Origin of the sequence: Kiritimatiella glycovorans (assembly GCF_001017655.1) — a bacterium.
GTDB classification, from domain to species: domain Bacteria; phylum Verrucomicrobiota; class Kiritimatiellia; order Kiritimatiellales; family Kiritimatiellaceae; genus Kiritimatiella; species Kiritimatiella glycovorans.
On record NZ_CP010904.1, the window covers coordinates 1,373,103 to 1,395,413 of the forward strand.

General features: G+C 63.6%; 24 protein-coding genes and 1 tRNA gene. 9 read left to right on the top strand and 16 right to left on the bottom strand.

Annotated elements, in window-relative coordinates:
• Positions 1-56 precede the first annotated feature (56 nt).
• Together L21SP4_RS05745 and L21SP4_RS05750 are read left to right on the top strand one after the other, a co-directional pair.
• Positions 57-809 carry a CAAX prenyl protease-related protein gene (locus tag L21SP4_RS05745; RefSeq protein WP_160300699.1) on the top strand — a complete coding sequence of 251 codons (753 nt, stop codon included), beginning with the start codon at positions 57-59 and terminating at the stop codon, positions 807-809.
• 90 nt (positions 810-899) lie between these two features.
• Entirely contained in the window at positions 900-2,351 is a 1,452-nt protein-coding gene (locus L21SP4_RS05750; RefSeq protein WP_201774694.1) for a type IV pilus twitching motility protein PilT, read from the top strand.
• Between the two features lie 205 nt (positions 2,352-2,556).
• On the opposite strand, the gene lpxD is transcribed toward L21SP4_RS05750, so the two are convergent.
• The 13 genes from lpxD to L21SP4_RS05815 all read right to left on the bottom strand — a co-directional run bounded on the left by lpxD (position 2,557) and on the right by L21SP4_RS05815 (position 12,460).
• Positions 2,557-3,588, bottom strand: coding sequence for a UDP-3-O-(3-hydroxymyristoyl)glucosamine N-acyltransferase (lpxD, locus tag L21SP4_RS05755; protein WP_052881759.1), 1,032 nt, complete (start codon positions 3,586-3,588; stop codon positions 2,557-2,559).
• Entirely contained in the window at positions 3,578-4,195 is a 618-nt protein-coding gene (locus L21SP4_RS05760) for an OmpH/Skp family outer membrane protein (protein ID WP_052881760.1), read from the bottom strand. The genes lpxD and L21SP4_RS05760 overlap by 11 nt, the downstream gene beginning before the upstream one ends.
• A gap of 32 nt (positions 4,196-4,227) precedes the next feature.
• Positions 4,228-6,501: an outer membrane protein assembly factor BamA gene (gene bamA, locus L21SP4_RS05765; RefSeq protein WP_052881761.1), complete on the bottom strand. Its 2,274-nt coding sequence runs from the start codon at positions 6,499-6,501 to the stop codon at positions 4,228-4,230.
• A gap of 22 nt (positions 6,502-6,523) precedes the next feature.
• A complete protein-coding gene (gene dnaB, locus L21SP4_RS05770) occupies positions 6,524-7,906 on the bottom strand; it encodes a replicative DNA helicase (RefSeq protein ID WP_074041398.1) in 1,383 nt (460 codons plus the stop codon).
• Entirely contained in the window at positions 7,903-8,355 is a 453-nt protein-coding gene (gene rplI / locus L21SP4_RS05775; RefSeq protein ID WP_052881763.1) for a 50S ribosomal protein L9, read from the bottom strand. Before rplI ends, dnaB begins: the two co-directional genes overlap by 4 nt.
• Before the next feature lie 26 nt (positions 8,356-8,381).
• Positions 8,382-8,561, bottom strand: coding sequence for a 30S ribosomal protein S18 (gene rpsR, locus L21SP4_RS05780; RefSeq protein WP_052881764.1), 180 nt, complete (start codon positions 8,559-8,561; stop codon positions 8,382-8,384).
• 52 nt (positions 8,562-8,613) lie between these two features.
• Positions 8,614-9,048: a single-stranded DNA-binding protein gene (locus L21SP4_RS05785; RefSeq protein WP_052881765.1), complete on the bottom strand. Its 435-nt coding sequence runs from the start codon at positions 9,046-9,048 to the stop codon at positions 8,614-8,616.
• 1 nt (position 9,049) lies between these two features.
• Positions 9,050-9,361: a 30S ribosomal protein S6 gene (gene rpsF / locus L21SP4_RS05790; RefSeq protein WP_052881766.1), complete on the bottom strand. Its 312-nt coding sequence runs from the start codon at positions 9,359-9,361 to the stop codon at positions 9,050-9,052.
• A gap of 16 nt (positions 9,362-9,377) precedes the next feature.
• Positions 9,378-9,947: an aminoacyl-tRNA hydrolase gene (pth, locus tag L21SP4_RS05795; RefSeq protein ID WP_052881767.1), complete on the bottom strand. Its 570-nt coding sequence runs from the start codon at positions 9,945-9,947 to the stop codon at positions 9,378-9,380.
• A gap of 32 nt (positions 9,948-9,979) precedes the next feature.
• Positions 9,980-10,657, bottom strand: coding sequence for a 50S ribosomal protein L25 (locus tag L21SP4_RS05800; RefSeq protein ID WP_052881768.1), 678 nt, complete (start codon positions 10,655-10,657; stop codon positions 9,980-9,982).
• Between the two features lie 49 nt (positions 10,658-10,706).
• Positions 10,707-11,645, bottom strand: a complete 939-nt coding sequence (locus L21SP4_RS05805; protein WP_052882978.1) for a ribose-phosphate diphosphokinase — start codon at positions 11,643-11,645, stop codon at positions 10,707-10,709.
• Between the two features lie 38 nt (positions 11,646-11,683).
• A tRNA-Gln gene (locus L21SP4_RS05810) sits at positions 11,684-11,757 on the bottom strand.
• 169 nt (positions 11,758-11,926) lie between these two features.
• Complete coding sequence (locus L21SP4_RS05815; protein ID WP_082116561.1) at positions 11,927-12,460, bottom strand: cupin domain-containing protein; 534 nt, start codon at positions 12,458-12,460, stop codon at positions 11,927-11,929.
• 170 nt (positions 12,461-12,630) lie between these two features.
• On the opposite strand from L21SP4_RS05815, the gene L21SP4_RS05820 reads away from it, so the two are divergent.
• Positions 12,631-13,569 (top strand): metallophosphoesterase, encoded by a 939-nt coding sequence (locus tag L21SP4_RS05820; RefSeq protein ID WP_052881770.1) that lies wholly within the window; start codon positions 12,631-12,633, stop codon positions 13,567-13,569.
• A 72-nt stretch (positions 13,570-13,641) separates the two neighbouring features.
• Here L21SP4_RS05820 and ruvC read toward each other — a convergent pair whose 3' ends face one another.
• Together ruvC and L21SP4_RS05830 are read right to left on the bottom strand one after the other, a co-directional pair.
• Positions 13,642-14,154, bottom strand: coding sequence for a crossover junction endodeoxyribonuclease RuvC (gene ruvC / locus L21SP4_RS05825; protein ID WP_052881771.1), 513 nt, complete (start codon positions 14,152-14,154; stop codon positions 13,642-13,644).
• Positions 14,147-14,908: a YebC/PmpR family DNA-binding transcriptional regulator gene (locus tag L21SP4_RS05830; RefSeq protein ID WP_052881772.1), complete on the bottom strand. Its 762-nt coding sequence runs from the start codon at positions 14,906-14,908 to the stop codon at positions 14,147-14,149. Before L21SP4_RS05830 ends, ruvC begins: the two co-directional genes overlap by 8 nt.
• Positions 14,909-15,071: 163 nt before the next feature.
• Between L21SP4_RS05830 and L21SP4_RS05835 the strand changes: the two genes are divergently transcribed.
• From L21SP4_RS05835 to L21SP4_RS05845, 3 genes are read left to right on the top strand one after another with little or no spacing between them, the layout of a single operon-like run.
• Positions 15,072-16,007: a lysophospholipid acyltransferase family protein gene (locus L21SP4_RS05835; protein ID WP_074041399.1), complete on the top strand. Its 936-nt coding sequence runs from the start codon at positions 15,072-15,074 to the stop codon at positions 16,005-16,007.
• Entirely contained in the window at positions 16,004-17,080 is a 1,077-nt protein-coding gene (locus L21SP4_RS05840) for an ELM1/GtrOC1 family putative glycosyltransferase (RefSeq protein ID WP_082116562.1), read from the top strand. Before L21SP4_RS05835 ends, L21SP4_RS05840 begins: the two co-directional genes overlap by 4 nt.
• A 4-nt stretch (positions 17,081-17,084) precedes the next feature.
• Complete coding sequence (locus L21SP4_RS05845; protein ID WP_052881775.1) at positions 17,085-18,185, top strand: glycosyltransferase family 4 protein; 1,101 nt, start codon at positions 17,085-17,087, stop codon at positions 18,183-18,185.
• On the opposite strand, the gene L21SP4_RS05850 is transcribed toward L21SP4_RS05845, so the two are convergent.
• A complete protein-coding gene (locus L21SP4_RS05850; protein ID WP_201774695.1) occupies positions 18,155-19,201 on the bottom strand; it encodes a glycosyltransferase in 1,047 nt (348 codons plus the stop codon). The two genes, L21SP4_RS05845 and L21SP4_RS05850, sit on opposite strands and share 31 nt — an antisense overlap.
• Positions 19,202-19,416: 215 nt before the next feature.
• Here L21SP4_RS05850 and L21SP4_RS05855 point away from each other — a divergent pair, with 215 nt between their 5' ends.
• The 3 genes from L21SP4_RS05855 (at position 19,417) to L21SP4_RS05865 (ending at position 22,302) form a co-directional block, all read left to right on the top strand.
• A complete protein-coding gene (locus L21SP4_RS05855; protein WP_052881776.1) occupies positions 19,417-20,439 on the top strand; it encodes a glycosyltransferase family protein in 1,023 nt (340 codons plus the stop codon).
• 15 nt (positions 20,440-20,454) lie between these two features.
• Positions 20,455-21,369 (top strand): sulfotransferase, encoded by a 915-nt coding sequence (locus L21SP4_RS05860; RefSeq protein WP_052881777.1) that lies wholly within the window; start codon positions 20,455-20,457, stop codon positions 21,367-21,369.
• Positions 21,370-21,516: 147 nt separating this feature from the next.
• Positions 21,517-22,302, top strand: a complete 786-nt coding sequence (locus L21SP4_RS05865) for a sulfotransferase family protein (protein ID WP_160300701.1) — start codon at positions 21,517-21,519, stop codon at positions 22,300-22,302.
• Positions 22,303-22,311: the final 9 nt, after the last annotated feature.

A 22,311-nucleotide genomic window follows, 5' to 3' on the forward strand; every position in this document is an offset into this window, starting at 1 on the left:
AAAGGCGGAATGCCGCTCACTTGACCCCGACGGATACGCACGGCAGACTGACCGTCATGAGTGAAGCATCACGCAATGCCGTCCCCGAGCAGGAGTGGACGGAAGAGCTTAAGAAAGAGAACGAGCGTGCGGTCTGGGTGCACGTGATCCCCTTTCTCGTCTGGATCACGTTCATCCCCCTGTTCGATCCCTCGGGGTGGGCCTATGCCGCGCGAACCGTGCTCGGCACGGCCGTGCTGCTGGCCTGCCGGCCGTGGCGCTGGTACGCGCCCCCCCGGTGGCGAAACATGCCGCTCGCCGTCGGAATCGGCGTGCTGGTCTTTGTCGTATGGGTCGGGCCGGAGAGCGCGTGGTTCACCGAACGGTTCCCTGCGCTGTCCGAAGCCTACGAGCGTTATGCCGTCGACCTGACCCGCTTCGGAAAGCTGCGCGAACCTCTGGAACGGCCCTCCCCTTACGACCCGTCGGTGACCGGCTGGCCGCTGTTCTGGGCACACATGTTCGGAACCTCGATCGCCGTGGCGCTGCTTGAGGAGTTTTTCTGGCGCGGTTTTCTCTACCGCTGGATGCTGGGCAGCCCGTTCTTCCGCATTCCGATGGGACGGATGAGCGTGGGCATGTTCGTCGCCGTCGCGGCGCTTTTCGGCATCGAACACTTCGAATGGGCCGCGGGGATCGCATGCGGCCTGCTTTTCGGCTGGCTGGTGATCCACACCCGCGACATCTGGGCCGGGGTGGTCGCGCATGCCGTCACCAACTTCATGCTGGGAATCTATGTCTGGCAGTCCGGCGCGTGGCAGTTCTGGTGAGGACATCGGATTGCCGTTGCAGGCCGGACCCGCCATCGGCTAGCATGGGCGTAGAGTTGCGGGGTCACGCTTGGAGGTCGTATGGAGGATATGGATCAATTACTCTCGCTGGTTCTGGAGAAGGGCGGGAGCGATCTGCACGTATCCGCAGGCTACCGCCCGTCGCTCCGGATCGACGGGCAGATCGAATTTCTGAAGAAGTCTCAGCCCCTTACGGGGGAACAGACGCAGCGCATGATCTACCGGCTTATGTCCGAACGCACGCGCCGCGAATTCGAGGAGCACGCCGACACCGACTTCGCCTACGCGCTCGAGGACCTCGGACGTTTCCGCGTGAATGTCTTCCGCGACCTCAACGGGGTCGGCGCGGTCGCGCGACTCATACCCAATCGGGTGCCCACCCTGGACGAGCTGGAGATGCCCCGGGTCATTCGCGAGTTCTGCATGTTGAGCAAAGGGCTGGTGATCATCACGGGGCCGACGGGTTCGGGAAAATCGACGACGCTGGCGGCGATGATCGAGCACATCAACCGCACGCGCCGCGAGCACGTGGTGACGATCGAGGACCCGATCGAGTTTATTCACCGGGCCCGCGGCTGCCTGATCAATCAGCGCGAGGTGCACGAGCATACCACGTCGTTCGCCAAAGCGCTCCGCGCGGCCCTCCGCGAGGACCCCGACATCGTCCTCGTGGGAGAGATGCGCGACCTGGAGACCATGGAGACCGCCATTGAGACGGCGGAGACCGGCCACCTGGTGCTTGGCACGCTGCACACCAACACGGCGGCCGGGACGGTGGACCGGATCATCGACAAGTTTCCCGCCGACCGGCAGAACCAGATCCGGGTCATGCTGGCCGACACGCTCAAGGGCGTGATGGCGCAGACGCTTTGCCGCTGCGAGGGCGGCGGCCGCACAGCGGCCACCGAGGTTCTGGTGGTCACCTCGGCCGTCTCGGCGAATATCCGCGAGGGCAAGACGCACCAGATACCCTCCGCGATGCAGACGGGCAAGAACGTTGGGATGCACCAGTTCGAGGACACCCTCCTGCAGCTGGTGCTCGACGGGCGTATCTCACCGACCGAGGCCTATCTGAAATCGATCCAGAAGCTGGCCATCCGTCAGAAACTCGAGCAGCACGGCATTGAGATCCCTCCGCCGGACGACACGCCCTTTGCGGAGGAGGCGGACTCGGATGATGAAGCCGAACGCGCCGCTGAAGCGCTGGAGGAGAACCCCGATCAGCCGGACGCGCTCTGCCGCCTCGCATGGGTGCGCGCCACCAGCACAGAAGAAAGCAGGCGCGATGGACGCGAGGCGCTGGAACTGGCCTCGCGGGCGCTTTCGTTGAGCGGGGGCCACACTCCGCTCTGCCTGACGGTCATGAGCGCCGCCTGCGCGGAGCTGGGAAGGTTTGACGACGCCGGTGAATATATTCAGAGCGCGATCAAAAACGCGCGCGAAAAGGGCCAGGAGAACATCGCAGCGGATCTCGAGCAATACGCACGCTGCATCGAAAACCGCGAACCCATCCGGGACTGAGAATCAGAGTGCGAGTCAGAGTCAGAATCAGAGTCAGAGTCAGAGTAAGAGTGAGTGGGAAATCTGGGAATGAAGCCTGAGTAAGAGAGCAAGAGCAAGAAACGCGAGGGTTGCTGGTCTTCATTCCGTCATTTGTTCATACTCCCCGCTATTACTCTGACTCTAACTCTGACTCTGATTCTGATTCTGATTCTGACTCTACCCCTCAGCTCCCTTTCCGCTCCATCGCCTCCAGGCGTTTCTCCAGATCCTCGATTTTGCTCTTCAGGTTCGGGAGGCGGTTGACGAGGGCGCGGACCCGGCTGACTTTTTCCATGGGCGCGGCCGGAGAGCCGAAGACGAATGCGCCGGCATCGATATCCTTGCTCACGCCGGACTGCGCGCCGATGATCGCGTCCTCGCCGATGCGCAGGTGTCCGGCCACGCCCACCTGCCCCGCCAGAATCGCGCGACTGCCGATATGCGAGCTTCCGGAGATTCCGACCTGGGCCACGATCACCGCATGATCCTCGATGACCACGTTATGCGCGATCTGGACGAGATTATCGATCTTGACCCCGTTGCCGATGCGGGTCACGCCGAAGCGGGCCCGGTCGACCGTCGTGTTGGAACCGATTTCGACGTCGTCGCCGATCACCACGCGACCGATCTGGGGGATCTTAGTGCGAGAACCGTCTTCCTGGACCGCATAGCCGAACCCGTCGCATCCCAGCACCACACCGCTATGGAGAATGACGCGGTCGCCGGCGGTGACGCATTCTCTGATGACGACCTGCGGGTAGATCAAGCAATCCTCTCCCACCGAGGACCGGAATCCGATATAACTCTGGGCCCCCACCACGGTCCGGTCGCCCACCCGGGCTTCCGGATCGATGACGGCTCCGGGGCCGATATGCACGTCTTCGCCGAGTTCGGCGTCCCGGGCCACGGTCGCGGTCGGGTGAATCCCGGGTTCGGGTTTCGGCAGTTCGGGCCGGAATCGTCGTGCGACGCGAGCAAACGCCGCATCCGGGTTCTCCGTTCGCAGCAGCGTGGCCGGACAGGTCCGGGTCCAGTCGCTTCCCACCACTACGGCACCGGCTTTTGTGGTTTCGGCATCCGCGGCATAGCGCTTATTGGCGATGAACGTGATGTCCCGCGGCCCCGCTTCGCGGACTCCCGCCACTCCCGTAATCTCGCGTGAACCGTCCCCGTCGATCTCCGCGCCGATCAGTGACGCGATCTCTTCAATCTTCATCGTCGTTTTCGTCCTCTTCGTCTTCCGGCCGGCTCTTATTGAGGATGCTGAGGACATCCGCTGTGATCTCCGCATCGTCGTCGTGATACATCACCGTGCCGAAGCCGCCTCCGCTGCCGATCCGGTTGAAATTCAGGACCGCGCGGTAGCCCTTCAGCTCCGCCCGGTCACGGATGGCCTCGTTCACTTCCGCGAGAATGCGCTGACGCATCCTCTGCTTCTGATTCTGGAATTGTTTATTGTGACGCTGTTCGAATTCGTTGATACGGCTGCGCTGCTCCTGGAGTTCCACCAGCTTTTCCTCCGCCTCCGCACGCTTTGCATCGCGCACTTCTTCGCTCAACGTCTCGTCTTTGGCCTCCTCGCGGAGTTTCTCGAATTCATTCTGAAGCCGCTCGAAGGTATCGACCATCCCCTGGGCCTGATCCTTGACCTCGCCGATCTGGGCCTTGAGCTGGGTGTCGGCGAGCTTGGTCTTGTAGTAATCGTTAAAGACCTTGGCGAGATCGATGAACACGATCTCTTCCGCCGCAAAGACCGAATGTGCCGCGACCAGTCCGAGAATGGCGGCGAGGAACCCCGTCTTTCTGCTGCATGCCCGTATCATGGATCTTCTCCCGTGCTGGGGCCCACCGCGCGCTAGAAGGTGTAGCCCAGGTTGAAATTGAATTGCGCCCCTTCATCCGCATCGCCTTCACTCTGCAGCGGCCAGGCGTAGTCGATCTGCAGCGGGAACCCGCGCATATCAAACCGAAGTCCGACGCCGTAGTCGGAGTGCAGTCCGTCGAAATTCGGATCGAACGCGTCCACCGACACGAAACCGATATCATAGAACGTCGCCGCACGCACTTTTTTCCAAACCGGCGCGGTGTATTCCGCCGTGGCGTACAGGCTGGTCTTACCGCCGATGGGCTCGTCGTTGTCGTCCTTGGGACCGACTTCGCGGAAATCGAACCCGCGCAGATCGCGCGGCCCGCCGAGGAAGAGGCGGTCGAAGACCGGCACGTCATCGTCCCCGTAGTTATCGACGAACGCCATTTCGCCGCGCACATTGAACACGTGGTCCCACCACACCGGCCAGTACTGGGATGTGCGACCGCGCAGGCCGTAGATCTTCACATCGCCGGGACCGGTCAGCGTCGTTTCCGCGATGCTCCGGTTGCCGCGGTGCGGCACGAAATAGTTATCGCGCGTATCGTGAATCAGCGAAAGGTTCAGACCGCTGCGGAGATAATCCCCCGCCTGGGCCTTGAAGAAATCCGAGGCCCCGGCGGCCACGTCGTCGATCGAGATTTGCTCCAGCGAATACTGCACTTTGAAGCGGTCGAACGAGGTCAGCGGCTTGGTGAGCGAGACCCGTCCGCCGGTGTTCTGCTGGTCGAATTCGTCGCTGTAATACTGCACCGAGGTGTGAAACAGGTCGACGCCCAGCGAAAGCCTGCGGTCGAGGAACCACGGTTCGACGAAATTGAGGCGCACGTCCTGACGCTCGGATCCGAGGGCCACGCGCATTTTCGCCTTCTGCCCTGCGCCGACCGGCGGCCAGCGGGTTATATCGAAGTTCCCCTGCGAGAGTTCCATGAACCCGACCACGTTTTCCACGCTCGAGACCCCGCCGCCGATCATGAACCGCCCGGTGGGCTGCTCCTCGACCTTGAACGTGAGATCGTAGATGCCTTTTTCGTCCGCCGGTTCGGTATGGTCCTCCACCGACTTGAAATAGCCGAGGTTCTGGAGGCGCCGCTTGCTGGTCTCGACCTGCTCGCTGTTGTAGACCTCGCCGGGTTCGATTGTCAGTTCGCGCCGGATCACCTTGTCCTGCGTCTGGCGGTTGCCGCGAATCCTGATTTCACGAATGTAGGCCTTTTCCCCGGAGTCGATCTCGAAATGGACGTCCACGACCTCGCCCGACTCCCGCGGGGTCATCACCGGGTGCACATAGGCGTGGATAAAACCGCGGCGACCGAACATCCCGCGAATCGCCCCCGCGGCGGATTCGATCGCGGACACCGAGGCGGGCGCGCCGGAGTGCAGATCCGCGGCCGCGCGCAGTTCCTCCTGCGGGAACAGGCGCGATTCGTCGAACGAAACATCTCCCAGTTCGTAGCGGGGGCCTTCCTCGACTTTGACCCGGTAGACCGCCTTGCCCCTTTTGTTTACCTCCAGGTCGGGACCGCTGACCTCCGCGTCGAGATAACCGCGATCGTGGTAGACGCGTCGCACGGCCGCGCGGTCGTGGTCCTCCGCCCCGGCCTTGTAGGTACCGGCGCCGGTAATCCAGGACAGGATCGAGGTGCCCTTCTGCTCCAGCTCCTTGCGCAACACCTTGTCCTTGACGGCCTCGTTGCCGACGATCTCCACCTGTTTAACGACCAGTTTTTTGCCCTCGTCGACGGCAATCCGGACATCGACCGATTCGTCTTCATTCCACTGGAGATCCCAGTCTATGTCCGCGTAGGGATAATGGTGTTTCCGGTAGTGTTCCTTCACCTCGCGAATCCGCGCGGCGAGCGTCAGGTCGTCGACGAACGCCCCCCGCTCCAGTTCCATCAGGTTCCGGATTTTTCTCGACGTGACCGCCTTCGCCCCTTGCACCTCGATGTCGCGCACCCGGGGGCGGCCCTTGACCTGGAAGACCACCCGCCAGTCGGGGCCGACCGGTTCCACGTCCGCGGCCACGTAGGCGAACCGTTCGGCGTCGCGCAGGCGTCTCACATCTTCCGAAACGGCATGCCGGAGCACGCCCTCGTTCTCGTAGTTCTGCCCCTCTTTCAGGGCGACCACCGTGGTCACGGCGGAAGGTTCCACGCGGGCCCGGCCCAGGTTTTTCACGTCGAGGTCCTTCACGGTCCCGGCCTGTGTGGCTCCGGACGCGACGATCAGCGCGGCGGCAATCCATCTACTGGCGTTCATGCAGTCTCCTTTGGCTGACTCTCTAATATCCCACGGCCTCTTCGGGTTCCTGTTCCGTCCTGTCCTCAAATCGGGTGAATTCACCGTAGAAACTGAGCCGGACCAGCCCGGTGGGTCCGTTACGGTGTTTCTCGATCGAAAGCTCCGCCAGCGTCTCGTCCTCGCCCTGGTCGTACATCGCCGGCCGGCGCAGCATCATGACCACGTCGGCGTCCTGCTCGATCGATCCCGACTCGCGCAGGTCGGACAGTCTCGGTTTGGCCTCGCGGTCGCGGTTCTCCGGCGCACGGCTGAGCTGGCTGAGCACCAGAACGGGGACGTCGAGTTCCTTGGCCATGGCCTTGAGCGAGCCGGAGATGGCGGCGACCACCTGCTGGCGCCCGTCGCGCGCGTATTTCGAGTAATTGAGCAGCTGCAGGTAATCGACCACGATCATCTGCACGTCGTACCGCTGTTTCATGCGCCGGGCGCGGGCGCGGAGTTCGAGCGCCTCCAGCCCGGCCGAATCGTCGATGTAGATCTCCGCTTTCTGGAGCCGGTCCGCCGCGTTCATCAGCTTCCGGTGGTTCTCGCGCGTGATGTTCCCCTCCATCATCGACTGCATCCGCACGCGGGCGTTCGAGAAGAGCATGCGCCGGACCAGCTGCTCGCGCGACATTTCGAGGCTGAACACCCCGATCGGACGCGGACTGTGATCGCGTTTCCCGAGCGCCACATGTTCCGCGATGTTCATCGCCAGCGAGGTCTTACCCATGGACGGACGGGCGGCGAGGATGATCACATCGGTGTTATGAAGCCCGTACAGCAGCTTGTCGATGTCCTGAAAGCCCGACGAGATGCCGGTGATCGGCTTGCCTTCCGCGTGAATTTTTTCGATCTTTTTCACCGCCTCGCGCACGGCCTCGGGCCAGCTCACGATATCGGAGGATTTTTCGGCGCCGAGTTCGAAGAAGGACTGCTCCACCTCGCTCAGTACTTCCGTCGCGTCCTTCTCGGAATCGTAACTGGACTCCACCGCCGCGCGGGCGCGGTCGATCATCTCCCGGCGGAGGAACTGCTCCTGCAGGATTTCGATATAGAATTCTGCGTGCGCGGAGGTCGGGGTGCTGTCGATGAGTTCGACCAGGTAATCCTGGCCGCCGAGCCGGTCCAGTTTCCCGTTCCGGGTGAGGCGGTCCACCACCGTCAGCAGATCGACCGCGTTCTCCTCCTCGCCCATCTGCAGGAGTTCCTCGTACAGGTCCCGGTGCTGTCGCGTATAGAACGATTCCGGTCTGACCTGCCGCTCCTGGCAGAGGGAGATGACGCGCTCCGCGTCGCTCAGAACACAGCCCAGCACCCCCCGTTCCGCTTCCGCGCTGTGCGGTGGCACGCGACGTGAGGCGGTGGAGGAGGTCTCCGTCATTCCTCGACCACCCACACCTTGAGCTTAGGCTGCACTTCGGGGTGAAGGTCGACCGCGACATCGAAGACCCCGAGTTCGCGGATCGGATCCTCGAGCACGATCTGTTTGCGGTCCAGTTCGATGCCTTTTTCTTCCCGCACCTTGTCGGCGATCAGCTGGGCGTTCACCGAGCCGAACAGCTGACCCTGGTCGCCCGTCTTCACGAGCACCGTGCAGTCCATGCCGTCGATCTTTTCCGCGAGTTCCCTGGCCGCCTCGAGTTCCTCCCGCATCTGCCGGAGCCGTTCGCGGCGCTTGTTCTCGATCTGTCGTCTGCGGCCTTCCGTGACCGGAGCGGCCAGTCCGCGGGGCACCAGGTAATTGCGCGCATATCCGTCCGCCACGCGGACGACGTCGCCCTCAATCCCGAGGTTCTCGACCCGCTCGAGTAAAATGACTTCTTTCGCCATCAGAGCATTCCTTTCTCAACTCATCTTCAGGGCACGAGCCCCATGTTCCGCGCACGGCGGATGGCACGCTTCAGCTGGCGCTGCTGCGCCGCCGTCGCTCCGGTGATTCTGCGGGGCGTGATCTTGCCCTCCTCCGTCATGAACTTCCGGAGCAGCTCCGCGTCCTTGTAATCGATTTCTTCCACGTTACGCAATTCCTGCGCCATGGCACGTCGTTTAACTGGCAATGGTGACCTCCTGGATTAACCCGCCCTGCCCTCAGAACGGAATATCGTCGTCTTCTTCCTGCTGCTGCGCCTGCGGGTTTTCACCCCGCGACTGCCGTCCGCCGTCCTGGGGGGCATCTTCGTAACGGGCGTTTCGCGGTCTTCCGAGAAACTGCACCCGATCCGCCCGCACCTTGAGCTTGCTCCGCTTCTCGCCCTGCCGGTTTTCCCACTGATCGAGCTGCAGACGGCCCTCGATCAGCACCGGCGATCCCTTGGACAGGTATTCGCCCGACGTTTCCGCCTGGCGCCCCCACACGGTGATATCTACAAAGACCGTGCGCTCCTCGGTCTCGCCGCTGCGCGTGCGGTACTGCTCGTTGACGGCCAGGCCGAGATCCGAGACCGCCGTCCCCGACGGCGTATAGCGCACTTCGGGATCGCGGGTAAGGTTCCCCGCCAGAAAAACACGATTCATATCCGCCATTTCAGGCCTCCCGGCCGGCTGCGGCCCGGTCTTCGACTCTGGTGAACTGGGAGCGAAGGACCTCTGTACCGAGTTTGATCCGTTTTTTCAAGTCATCCATCCGCTGCTCGTCGAGTTTGAGATTCATGATCACGTAGTGGCCGGCCGTATGCTTGCCCTGCGGACGGGCGAACGGGCGACGGCCCATGCGGGCGGTATTCTCCACCTCGCCGCCGACGCGGCCCACCTCGCTTTTGACCTTTTCGACGGCCTCGTTCAGCTCATCCTCGCCGAGCGATTCGGGAAATATAAATAAACCTTCGTATACTCTCACGTTGTCCTCCCGTCCTTCATTCCCTTCCGTTGTGCGCGTTCATCGCCGCTTCAACCCCGTCGCGCAGCACCGCCTCCACGGCGTCCGCGGCGCGGCCCCGCACCTCGTTCATCACCTCGCGCTCATCCGGCGTGAACCGCCCCAGCACGTAGGCCACCTGATCCGCCCCCGGCGGTCGCGGGCCGACCCCGATCCGGAGCCGCGGCACGTCCTGCGCGCCCAGGGCCGCCGCGACCGAGCGAACCCCGTTGTGCCCCCCGGCCGAGCCTCCCGGCCGCACCCGGATCCGGCCCAGGTCCAGCGCGAGGTCGTCGTAGACCAGAAGCAGATCCTGCATCTCCGCCGGACTCCTGCGCAGGACCGCCGTCGCGGCCTCTCCGCTGCGGTTCATCAGCGTGCGCGGCTTCACCAGCCACACCGGCTGGTCGAATCCGGGCGCTTCGGCCAGGTCGGATTTCAACCGCCACTTCCGCCGGAAGGCGACCCCTAATCGTTGCGCCAGCTCATCGAGCACTTCGAACCCGGCATTATGCCGCGTGCCCGAGTAGCGCGGTCCGGGATTTCCCAGTCCGATCACGGCCTTCATCCGACCTCCGGCACACCGGCCCCCTGACCTCTTCAGCCCTCAGAGGGCTCTTCGCCCTCCCCGGCTTCGCCTTCGGCGCCTTCCTCGCCCGCTTCGCCTTCTTCGCCCTCAAGGGCCTCTTCCTCTTCAGCCATCTCTTCTTCTTCCGTCCGCGGGGCACTGACGTGGGCGATGGCGATCTCGGGATCGTCCAGCAGATCGTATTTGCTCTTATCCATCGGGACATCCGCGATTGAAAGCGAATCGCCGATGTTCAGGGCGCTTACATCGACCTCGAACATATCCACAATATCCGCGGGCAGACATTCGACCTCGATCTGTCCGTGCAGATGCTCGAGCACCCCGCCTTCCACGGCCCCGGCGGGCTCGCCGGTGAGGTGCACGGGAATGGCGACGCGAAGTTTCTGATTGGCCGAAATCTCCTGCAGATCGACATGAACCAGCCCCTCCCCGAGCGGCTCGTGCTGCACATCCTTCAGAAAGGCCTGGATCGGCCCGGACTCGTCGATGCTGAGCTGCAGCACCATGTTCTCACTGGCGTGGCTCCGGAGCATGCGCTGAACCGCCCGTTCCTGGAGCGCCAGGCTCTGGCTCTCACCGCTTTCCCGGTAGCACACGGCCGGCAGCTGCCCCGAGCGCCGCATCCGGCGGCACGGTCGCGTTCCCGTCTCCGTTCGGGTCACTGCCTGAAGCAGTATCTCTTCCGTCATGACGTATCTTCTCCTTGTATGGCACGTTGAGCGGCGCCGGCCGCTGCATCTATTCCTCAACGCGGAACAGGCAGGACACGGACTGCTGCTTGTGAATCCTGCAGATCGCCTCGGCCAGCAGTTCGGACAGCGACAGGATGGTCAGGTCGAATCCGTCGTTCTGTATCCGTTGCGGGACGCTGTCGGTCGTGATCAATTCCTCGATCGCCGACGCGCGAATTCGCTCCACACCCTTCTCGCAGAGGAGCGAGTGCGTGACCGCCGCCCGGATGCTGCGGGCGCCCGAATCCTTCAGCAGCTGCGCCGCCCCGCTCAGGGTGCCCGCGGTGCTCACGATGTCGTCCACGATCAACGTATCGCAGTCCTGGACTTCGCCGACGAGATAGGCCGACTCGACGTCGCTCGAACTCTTGCGCTGTTTGCCGATCAGCGCCAGTCCGGCCTCGAGCTGGCGGGCATAGCCGTAGGCCATCTTCAGCCCGCCGGGATCGGGCGAAACCACGACCAGGTTCTTCAAATTGCGCTTCGCCCGCAGGTGGCGCACGATGATCGGCGAGGCGTACAGATGATCCACGGGTATATCGAAGAACCCCTGGATCTGCTGCGCGTGAAGATCGACCGTCAGCAACCGGTTTGCGCCCGCGGCCACCAGCAGATTGGCGACCAGCTTGGCCGTGATCGGCACCCGGGGCTGGTCCTTGCGGTCCTGCCGCGCATAGCCGTAGAACGGAAGGACTGCGGTGATCCGATTGGCCGACGCGCGCTTGGCGGCGTCGATCATGATCAGCAGCTCCATCAGGCTCTCGTTCGGCGGATAACTCAGCGGCTGGATGATAAACAGGTCGGCGCCGCGGACGTTGTCCTTGATCTTGACAAAGACCTCGCCGTCCGGAAAGCGGCTGATCTCCACATGACCCAGCTCCGCGCCCGCATCGCCCGCGATGCGTTCCGCCAGATCTCTGTGCGCCGTACCCGCCAGTATCTTCATGCCGTTGCCGTCCTCCGGTCTCCGCCTGCCGCACTGCATGGTTGCCCGACCAGGACTTGAACCTGGACCCTGGCCTCCAAAGGGCCGTGTGCTGCCATTACACCATCGGGCAACACAAAGGCCTTTTTCTCAATGCGTTACCTTGTGTCCCGTCCTTTACCCCGCCGTGCGGTGAAAAGCGAATGAATGTAGCCGCGAACGGGAGCGGCGTCAAGATTCTTGGACCCGACCTCACGTTTTTTCGGGGCCGCCCGGCCGAAACTCCCGCGCAGGGCGGCGGGTCAGCTGCTGCCAGGGCTCCGGCCCCCCAGCCTTCGAATCCGTTCCGCATGCGCCGGAAATCGCGCGGCCAGCGACTCGGGGTCGGCCAGCTCGAAATCCGCGTATTCGAATCCCGGGGTGACCGTGCAGCTCACGAGCGCACAGGACGAGGGCTCGAGGCACTCGGCGGCCATCCAGGTGCCGGGGGGAACCACGGCCTGGCGTTCGCTTCCGCTTTCCGGGCCGGACCCGAGCCGGACCGGGGCGTAGACGCCGTCGGCATCGATCCGGTGCAGACACAGCGCCCCTCCGGCCCGGTGCTGCCATAGCTCTTCCCCGCGCAGCCGGTGAAACGCCGAATAGTCCCCCGGTCCCAGAAGGTAATAGATCGACGAGGCCGCCGGCCGTCCGCCCTCGAACCCTTCAGGCAGCGCCGACTCATCGATCCGTATGCACGATTCATAGGTGCGCACGAACCAGCCGCCCTCCGGGTGGCGTTCCATGCCGAGTTCCCGGATCCAGAATGACGCGTCACGGTCCACGCGCCTCATCATTCAGGATTCGTACACCGGGTTCAATGTCTGGGATCCACATAAAAATCCGCGAATAACCGAAAACAGAGACGGCCAGCCAGCCGACGGAGGGTGTCGGCATAGACATTCCGCCCCGGACGTGTTACCTGTCAGTGGAACCCGAAAGAGAAGCCTGAGGCCACCGGAAACCCGTGATCGACTACGAACAACTGGAGCGGCGGATCGGCAGGGTCCACCTGGAACGGCGCCTCAACCGCCAGAGCCTGCATGTCTCGGAAGTCTTTGGTCCCGGACGCACCCGGTTCCATCTCGAACGGATGCGACGCCTGCACGCCGTAATTCGCGGAACGCTCAAGGCCGCCGGGATGTATCGACGCGGCCTGCGCAATACCCTGGATGTCCGGGTCCGCCGGCAACGGGTCCTCCTGCCCTCCCTGCCCGAAGCGTTCGACGGCTTCACCGTTCTTCATCTCAGCGATCTGCATCTCGATGCACACCCTCCCGTGACCGACGTGCTGATCGGGAAGATCCGCGCACTCGACTACGATCACGCCGTGGTGACGGGGGACTTCCGGGAGAGCACCTTCGAATCGTTCGACCGCGCCGTCGAACTCACGCTGCGCCTGAAATCCGCGCTGCCGGGGCCGGTGCACGCCGTGCTCGGCAATCATGACTTTATCGAGATGACCGATCCTCTTGAAGAAGCGGGGCTGCGGTTCCTGATCAACGAGGGCGTCTCCATCCGGCGCGGCGACGACATGATCTACCTGGCGGGTGTCGACGATCCCCATTTCTACGAGACCGAAAACCTCGACAAGGCGCTCTCCGGGGGCATCGACGCGCCCGTGCGCATCCTCCTCGCACATTCGCCCGAACTCTACCGCAAAGCGGCCGCCGGGAACGTGGATCTCTACCTCTGCGGACACACCCACGGAGGCCAGATCTGTCTCCCCGGCGGCGTGGCCGTCGCCGGCAACGTCCGCTGTCCGCGCGCATTCCGCCACGGACTCTGGCGCTTCGACGAAATGCAGGGCTACACCTCCGTCGGCGCCGGCGCCTCGTCCGTACCCGTGCGCTATAACTGCCCTCCGGAGATCACGCTGATCCGGCTGGAACGAGGACAACTCTGACTCTCTTACTCAGGTTTCAGGTCTCAGGTTTCTCACTCCCTCTCACTCTGACTCTGATTCTGATTCTCCCCCTCACACCCTCCCCTTTCCCCTCAGCGCCTCCGGACCGGTGGCGGAGGCGAGGTGGCACCAGGCGATCGCGAGGGCGTCGGCGGCGTCGGAGGGGAGTTTTTCCTGGATCCCCGTGAGCCGGCGAATCATGAGTTCGATCTGTTCCTTGCGCGCGCTGCCGTTGCCGACGACGGCCTCCTTGACACGCCGGGGTGCGTATTCGAAGACCTCGACGTCGCGCTGCGCGCATGTGGTGAGTACCGCGCCCCGGGCCTCTCCCAGGATGAGCGACGTGCGCGCATTGCGGCAGAAGAAAACCCCTTCGATCGCCGTCTCCAGGGGCAGGTATTCGTCCAGGCACGCCCCGATCCCGGAGGCCAGGTGCGCCAAGCAGCGGGTGCGGCTGCAATCGCGGCGGTTGCGGATCACGCCCCAGGTCAAGGCGCGGGCACGGCTGCGCGTGCCCTCCAGTACTCCGTATCCCGTCGACCGGAGCGAGGTGTCCACGCCCAGCACTCTGACGGCGTCACGCATCCTGTTCGCTCAGCGCTTCGAGCACGTCGTCGTCGATGTCGAAGGCCCCGTACACGTTCTGGACGTCGTCCAGATCTTCCAGTTCCTCGACAAAGCGGATCAGTCCGGCGGCCTGTTCCCTGTCGTCGATCTTCAGCGGCACGTCCGGGAGCATGGTCACGGAGGCGGTGTCCGGGCGGACCCCCTGCTGTTCGAGCGCTTCGCAGACGGTGCTGAAGTCGACGGGATCGGTGATGATCTCGAACTGGTCGCCTTCGCGTTTCATATCCTCGGCCCCCGCCTCGAGCACGATATTCATGAGGCGGTCCTCCTCGACGTCCCCGCCGTCGACCAAAATCTGTCCCTTGCGCTGGAACATGTGGCTTACGGCGCCCGATTCGGCCAGATTGCCGCCATTGCGCGTGAAGGTGCTGCGGACTTCGGAGGCGGAACGGTTGCGATTATCCGTCAGCACGTGCACCAGCAGGCCCACCCCGCCCTGCGCGTAGCCTTCGTACAGGGTCTCTTCCAGGGCTGCCCCGCCGAGTTCCCCGGTACCCTTCTTCACGGCGCGATCGATGTTGTCCGCCGGCATATTCGCCTCGCGCGCCTTCTGGATACAGGTGCGCAGCGTAATATTCATATCGGCATCGCCGCCGCCTTCGCGCGCGGCCACGGTAATATCCTTTGCCAGTTTGCTGAACAGTTTTCCACGGGCGGCGTCGGCGCGCCCCTTCTTATGCTTGATATTCGCCCATTTACTGTGTCCGGCCATAGTGGAGATCCTCTCGCTGAATGGAATACCCGCAAACGGTACAAATGCGCTAACTCCGTGTCACGAACAATTGAGCGCTTCCGCCCGCGCCTCATCTTCATTGACCCCCGAACCCCGTGCGGCTAGCGTATACCGTTTTCCCGGCAAAGGGGATGCTGCACTGATGAATGGGTTAAGGCAACGAACTGAATACCTGGGGGTCCGGGCGACCCTGAACCTCGTGGCCCTGATGCCGGAACCGCTCACGCGCGTGCTGTTCAGGGGTCTCGCGCTGGGCTACTTTCTGGTCGGCCGACGCCGGCGCCGGCTGACGCTGACGAACCTGCGCGCCGCCCTTCCCGAGCTTCCCGCCCGCCGGAGGCTGCGGCTGGCGCTGGGCACATATCTTCACGTCAGCGAAGTGGCGCTGCACAGCGCGCGGATGCTCTGCCGCCTCTGGACGGAGGCGGAGCTTGACGCGCAGGTGGACGACGACGCGGCGCAGCGGCTGCTCGCGCTCGAAGCGGAGCATGAAAAGGGGCTGATGATTGTCAGCGCGCATCTCGGCGACTGGGAGTTCATGGGCCGTTGCCTTGCGCGTACTCTGCGGCGCCCGAAGCATCTCGTCGCGCGCAGGAGCGATAACCGTCTGATCGAGGAAGACGTCGTGCGCCGTTTGCGCGGGGTATTCAACACCGGCATCATCTATAAGAAAGGCGCCGGGACGGCCATGGTCCGGGCCCTGCTCCGCGGCGAGCATGTCGGCATCCTGATCGACCAGAAACTCAGCCGCAAACAGGGCGGCATCGAGACCGATTTTTTCGGCCGCCCGGCCCTGGCGGTCAGCGCGCCGGCGGCGCTCGCCCTCCGGTACGACATTCCCGTCGTCCCGGTCTTCCTCTTCCGTACCGGCCGCAACCGCTACAGGCTCGAGGTCGACGGTCCGGTCGACCCGCCCGCCGAAGGACAACCCGAACGCGAACGCATCGCCGATTTGACACAACGCCTGCAAAAGATTATCGAAGAGAAGGTTAGAGAGCATCCCGAACAGTGGTTCTGGATGCATGACCGCTGGCGGCCGTCGAAGAAAACAAAGAGGGCGCAAGAGAATGTCGGATGAAGACAGGATGCGCGCGGAAGCGGCAGGACGATTCGGAGATCCGTCCCTACCCCTGGGTACCGTCACGGACATCGCCACACGGGTTTCTCATGCAGGCTAAGGCACTGGTGATCAGCGACGGCAAGCCGGGACATGTGAACCAGGCGCATGCCCTCTGCCGTCACCTCGAACTCCAGCCCGACACCATAGAGGTCGCCCACCGTCATCGGTTCGCGCGCGCTGCCACGTATGTGCTGGATCGTCTCGGCGTCAAATCGACCCTCCCCTTCACGATGCAGGCTGACGGACGGCGGTTTGATCTCCTGCAGTTGCGGCAGCGACGACATGAAACGGCGCTCGTCGTCTCCGCCGGCTCCGCGACCTACTACCCGAACAAGGTGATTGCCGCGGCCAGCCGGCGTCCGAACGTGGCCATCCTGAATCCCGGGGGGTACCGGCTCGATTTCGACCGCGTGCTCGTTCCCGAATATGACCGGCAGCCCGCGGCCGGGCCTGTCGTCCCCCTGCCCATCAACCTCTGCGACACCGACCCCGCCTATTACCGCGACCGGCGCGAGGAATTCCTTGAACGCCATCTGCCGCGGAAACGCGGAGTGGGCCTCATTATCGGGGGACCCAACCACGCCTTTGACATGAACCCCGCCGATATCAGGAGCTACGTGGAACGGATCTTCGACCTCACCCCGGAGCACGAGCACTGGGTCACCACCTCGCGCCGCACCCCTCCGGAGGTCGAGGCGGTGATCGACCGGTTTTCCTTTGACTTCAAACTCATCTACAGCCGCGAACCCTACAACCCCATTCCGGCCTTCATCGCCCTCTGCGACACGTTATGCGTGACCGATGACTCGGCGTCCATGCTGAGCGAGTGCGCCTCGTTCGGGGATGCACGGCTCGAGATACTCCCCAACCGTCCACTCAAAAGTCCCAACAAGTTCGAGCGGCTGGTCGAAGGGCTTCGCCGCCGCCGCGCGGCCCACGTATTCGACGGTTCGCTGGGCGACGAGCGTGAAAAAATTGATCTGGGACCGATCCTGCGGGAAGCGATCAATCCGATATTGAAGAAGTGGTAATCCGATGCATGTGGTCCAACTCGTACCCGAACTCAACCAGGGCGGTGTCGAACGCGGGGTGGTCGAATTCAGCCGCGAACTGGTCAAACTCGGCCACCGCTCCACGGTACTGTCGGCGGGGGGGCGGCTGGTCACGCAACTCAACGCCGAGGGCGGCGAACACTACCCGGCCCCGGTCTGCAGCAAAAACCCGCTCACGGCACCCTGGCGTGTACAAACCCTCCGCCGCCTATTCCGAAGTCTCGACCCCGACATCCTGCACGCCCGCAGCCGCGTGCCCGCCTGGCTGACGTATTGGGCCAACAAGCCCCTGGGGATTCCGTGGGTGACCACGGTGCACGGGTTCAACAGCATCAGCGCCTACAGCCGGATCATGACGCGCGGCGACCGCGTGATCTGCGTCAGCCATCCGGTTCGCGAGCACATACTCCAACACTACGATGTATCCGAAGACCGCATCTCCGTGGTGCACCGCGGGGTTGATCCCCGCGTGTTCGACCCCGCCGCAATCGACCGGGAGTGGATCGACGCGTGGCTGGAGGAGCACGGCATACGAAATCGGCCGATCCTCAGCATGGTGGGACGCATTTCCGAACGCAAGGGATGCGGGACGCTGATCCGGGCGATGAACCGGCTGCGCGACGCCCATCCTCAACTGCGTGCGCTGATTGTCGGGGACGCCCATCCCTCGAACCACGCCTGCCTCAGAACACTGCAGGCCCGGGTGCGCGAACTGGGGCTCGTGGAACGCGTCATCTTTACCGGCGGGATCGATCGGGTCCCCGAGGTCTACGCCCTCAGCCGGGCGGTACTCTCATGCTCCCTGAAGCCGGAGAGCTTCGGTCGTTCGCTCACCGAGGCGCTGGCCATGAATACGCCTGTGATCGCTCCCCGGCACGGCGGCGCGCTCGACATTGTCCGGGACGGGGTGCAGGGATATCTCTTCGAGCCGGACGACGACGAGCAGCTCGCGGCGGCCATCGTCCGGGTGCTCGAACGGGAGTGGACGGGGCTGCGCGACCATGTGCTGCGCAACTTCACGCTCGACCGGATGACCGCGCAGGTGCTGGAGGTCTACGATTCGCTGACGGCGACGACCCGGTAGAGCGCTTCGATCTGCGGGATCACGGCTTCTTCACAGTACCTGCGGCGGTACCATTCGAGCGCGCATTGCGCCCGGCGCACGGCGTCTCCGGGGTTCTCCAGCGCGGTACGCATCGCTTCGAGAAGCGAATCCGCCGAATCGACAGAGGCGAAAAAGGCCGAATCGTCCGCAAGCACCTCGGACGGGCCGCGCGTCTTCGTAGTCACAATCGGTATTCCGCGCGCCATGGCCTCGAGCATGACGATCCCGAACGGTTCGTCGCGCGAGGGCAGCACGAAGAGATCGGCTTGATCGAGCGCGGATGAGACATCGTCGATCCAGACGCCGAGGCGCACACGGTCCGAGACTCCGAGTTTCCGCGCGAGGGAGGAAAGCGCGTCCTGTTCAGGTCCCCCGCCACCGAGGGTAAGCTGCAGGTCCCTGCCCTCCTCCACCAGCGCCGCAAACGCACGGAGAAGCAGGTCGAATCCCTTTTTCGGCACGTAGCGGCCGTAGGAGAGCAGCCGGCGCGCGGTCCGCGCTTCCCGGACGCGGGCCTCTTCCACGGCGGGAACCCGCGAAAAATTGGGAATGAGCCGCAGCCGATCCTCCGGCCAGTCGTGCTCGCGCGCGTAGTCGACCTGGTGCCGGGTGGTTCCGATCAGCACATCGACGTCGCGGTAACAGGAGAGATCCGCGTAATTGTGAAGTTTGGCCACCACGGGGACGCCGGCCCCCGCTGCGGCCCTGCCCCCCAGCTTCGCCGCCCGGCGCAGCTGCGTGTGTACCGCCGAGGGCCGGAAGGCCTTAAGTTTTGCGCGGATGCGGCGCACCGCCAGCCGGTCCCAGTCTCCGAGTACGCGAACCGGGGCGACGCGCACTCCACGGATGCCTTCCAGCTTTTCTTTCCCCTTGAACGCCGGATGGCAGACGGCCTGCACCTCGTGCCCGCGCGCCGACATCGCCAGCGCGGTATCCACGAAAGACCGTTCCGCACCGCCGAATCCTTTACTCAACATGATGTGCGTCATGCGCATGATCGAACCCTACGCTCCAGTGGCGCGGCGCTCAACTGCGAAGGATCGTTTCAACGCTCAAACTCTCACCCTCCCGCCTTTTCTTTACGCACGGGGTCAGATAGGATTTCGTCACAAGGTCTCCGGAACACATGGAAGGCGGGAAGCAGGAGGTAGGTCGTGATCGGTGTCGAGCCCGAGGTCAGTATTCAGCCCCTGTCGTCCCGATCGTAATCATGCGCATCGTACACGTCGACAATCTGCAGATCCGCCGCTACGGGCGCGCGAAGGTTTCGACCGGCCGCAAGCTGATGTACGGCATGGTCCGCAACAACTACAAGGTCTGTGAGTTCAGCGAACGCGACATCGCGCGCTTCGAAGCGCCGCTGAAGATCAAACCGCTCGGCGTGCGTATCGCCAACCGCCGCCTGATCGAGACCTGCGACAACTTCCATCCCGACCTGGTGCTCATGGGGCACTGCGATCTGATCGAAAACGGTACGCTTCGGGAGATCCGGCGCCTGCTGCCCTCCGTCAGGATCGCCTACCGGAACGTCGATCCGCCCTGGGAGGAGCGGAACATCGAACGTGTGCGGCGAAGGATGGAGGCGGCGGATGCGATTTTCATGACGACGGGCGGGGATTTTCTGCGGCAGTTCTGCACCGGAAAGAACAGGGTCGCCTGGATGCCGAACCCCTGCGACCCCGCCGTAGAGGATCAGAATAATGCGGAGAAGACCGCCTTTGATCGGGATCTGGTGTTCTGCGGCGTGGGCCAGCCGACGGATGAGCGCTATCCTTTCATCGAACAACTTCATGATGAACTCAAAGGCCGGCTGAAATTCGAGAGCTTCGGCATGCACGGCCACCCCGCCGTATGGGGACGCGACTACGACGACGTCATTGCGGGCAGCCGGATGGGACTGAATCTCGACCGGTTTCGCGGCCACGAACTCTATTCCTCCGCCCGCATCTCGCAATTGATGGGCAACGGTCTGCTTACCGTCCTGTGGGAGCGCACGGATCTGAAGCGCTTCATCGACGACGGGATGGCGCTTTACTTTCGCGACATGGACGACCTCGTCGCGAAGCTGAACCACTATCGAAAACATGATGAAGAGCGCCGCGCCGTCGCCGCCCGCGGACGCGATTTCTATCAGCGCGCCTTCTCCGGCCGGGCCGTCAGCCGGTTTATGGTTGAAACCACGCTCACCGGCGAGGCAGGCGACGCGCCCTGGGCCGATCAGATCTACCCATGAACGGAGCTGCAACGGATGAAGACCCTTCTCCACGTCGGATACCCCAAGTGCGCCAGCACCTACCTGCAGAAGATCGTGTTCCCGAAGGCGGGCGCGTACTCGAACATCGCCTTTGCTCCGGCAGATGAAAAAGGAGAACCCCTCAGGCGCGATTTCGATCCGGACCGTTTTCGAAGCCTCGTACACCGGCATCGCGTCGACGATCTCAGCGAACCCGAACGGCTGGTGGTTTCCTGCGAAGACTGGTGCGATCATCTGACCGCGCCGTTTGTGGACAATTTCTTCGCCTACAACGGACTCGACCGCGCCCGCTTCGAGTTTTCCAACCAGCGCATCGCGAATAACCTCAAGACCGCTTTTCCGGACGCCTCCGTGATCGTCGTGCTGCGTGATCCGATCGAGTGGTGCCGCTCGCGCTACAAGTCGCTGTTCCGCGGCGGGCGGGTGGATGCTCCGTTCGAACGATACCTTCATCCGCTGACCGAGACCTACGACACCGCCGTCGAACGCTGGCGGTCGCTGTTCGGCGCGGAGCGCGTCCTCGTGATTCCGTACGAGCTCATCCGGGCCGACCGACAGGCTTTCGTCGACCGCATCACGGAGTTCATCCGTCCGGGACTGCGGGTGGACGCCCCGGATCGACGGGTCAACGCCGCCCCCGACCTGGCCCGCGAGGTCTTTTTTGAGCGCAAAACCAAACGCCTGCGACGCGCGCTCCGCAGCCGCCGGATGGGGTGGCTCTACGCTCCGGCCCGGGCCGCGCTGACCGTCGCCGCCAGACCTGCCCTGCGCCGCACCTGGGGCGACGCGCCCTTCGAGGTTCCCTTCGATCCGGCCAGGGTGCCGGAGACGATGAAGGCCTTCGCCGAGGCCGACCGGAAAGTGGAACGGATGACGGGGCTGGATCTCAAGGCGCTCGGGTATCCCTGAGGGGAGCGGGAGACGGGAGAGCGTGTGAGTGAGAAACCAAATGCCTGAGCAGGATGCAGGGGTTATCTACGAAGAGTTCCATACAGCTATTTTCCAAGACCACGAACACCCCCGGGAACCCGTGACATGGGCCTGACGAGCAAATTCATGAGGACGGAAAAGCCGGTGCGGAGTGCACGGGAGTACCTCCGCAATCGGAGCCGGGGGCTCCGATGTGACCGGCCGCCGGTATTTATCGTGGGCTGCGGACACAGCGGCACCTCGCTGATGCTGCGCATCGTCGACATGCACTCCTCGATTTACGGCGTTCCTTTTGAGAGCCGCGTGCTCTTGCGGTCACGATTTAAAATCCGGATGGCGGAGGCGCTCTGGCGCAAAAACGCCGTCGCCGCCGCCAAGCGCCGCTGGGCGGAAAAAACGCCCGCGCATGTCTACTGCATCGACCGAATCTTCCGAATATGGCCGCAAGCCCGGGTGATCCTCATGCGGCGCGACGGGCGCGACGTGGCGGTATCGCTGCGTGAGCGGTGGGGGGACTTCGACCGCGCGGTCCATCGCTGGATCGAAGATAATCGCGCGGGCGATGCGTGGTGCGGCGACCCGCGTGTGTTTGAGCTCCGGTACGAGGATCTCGTCCGGGACTTCGAGCCGCGGATGCGGGAGGTGATGACCTTCCTGGGAGAGCGGTTCGAAGAAGGACTGGCAGACTTTCACACCCAGACGACGGTTTACGGGGGAGAGTCCGCGGGGATCCGGAAACAACCCGACCTGCCCCCGAACCGCGCCCTCCGGAAAGCGCAGCTCAGGAACCCCCTTTACGACGGATCGGGACGCTGGCGCGACGAGATGAGTGCAGACGAGAAGTGCCGGTTCAAAGAACGGGCCGGCGATCTGCTGATCGACCTGGGGTACGCCGGGGATCTCAACTGGTGAAGCCTATGC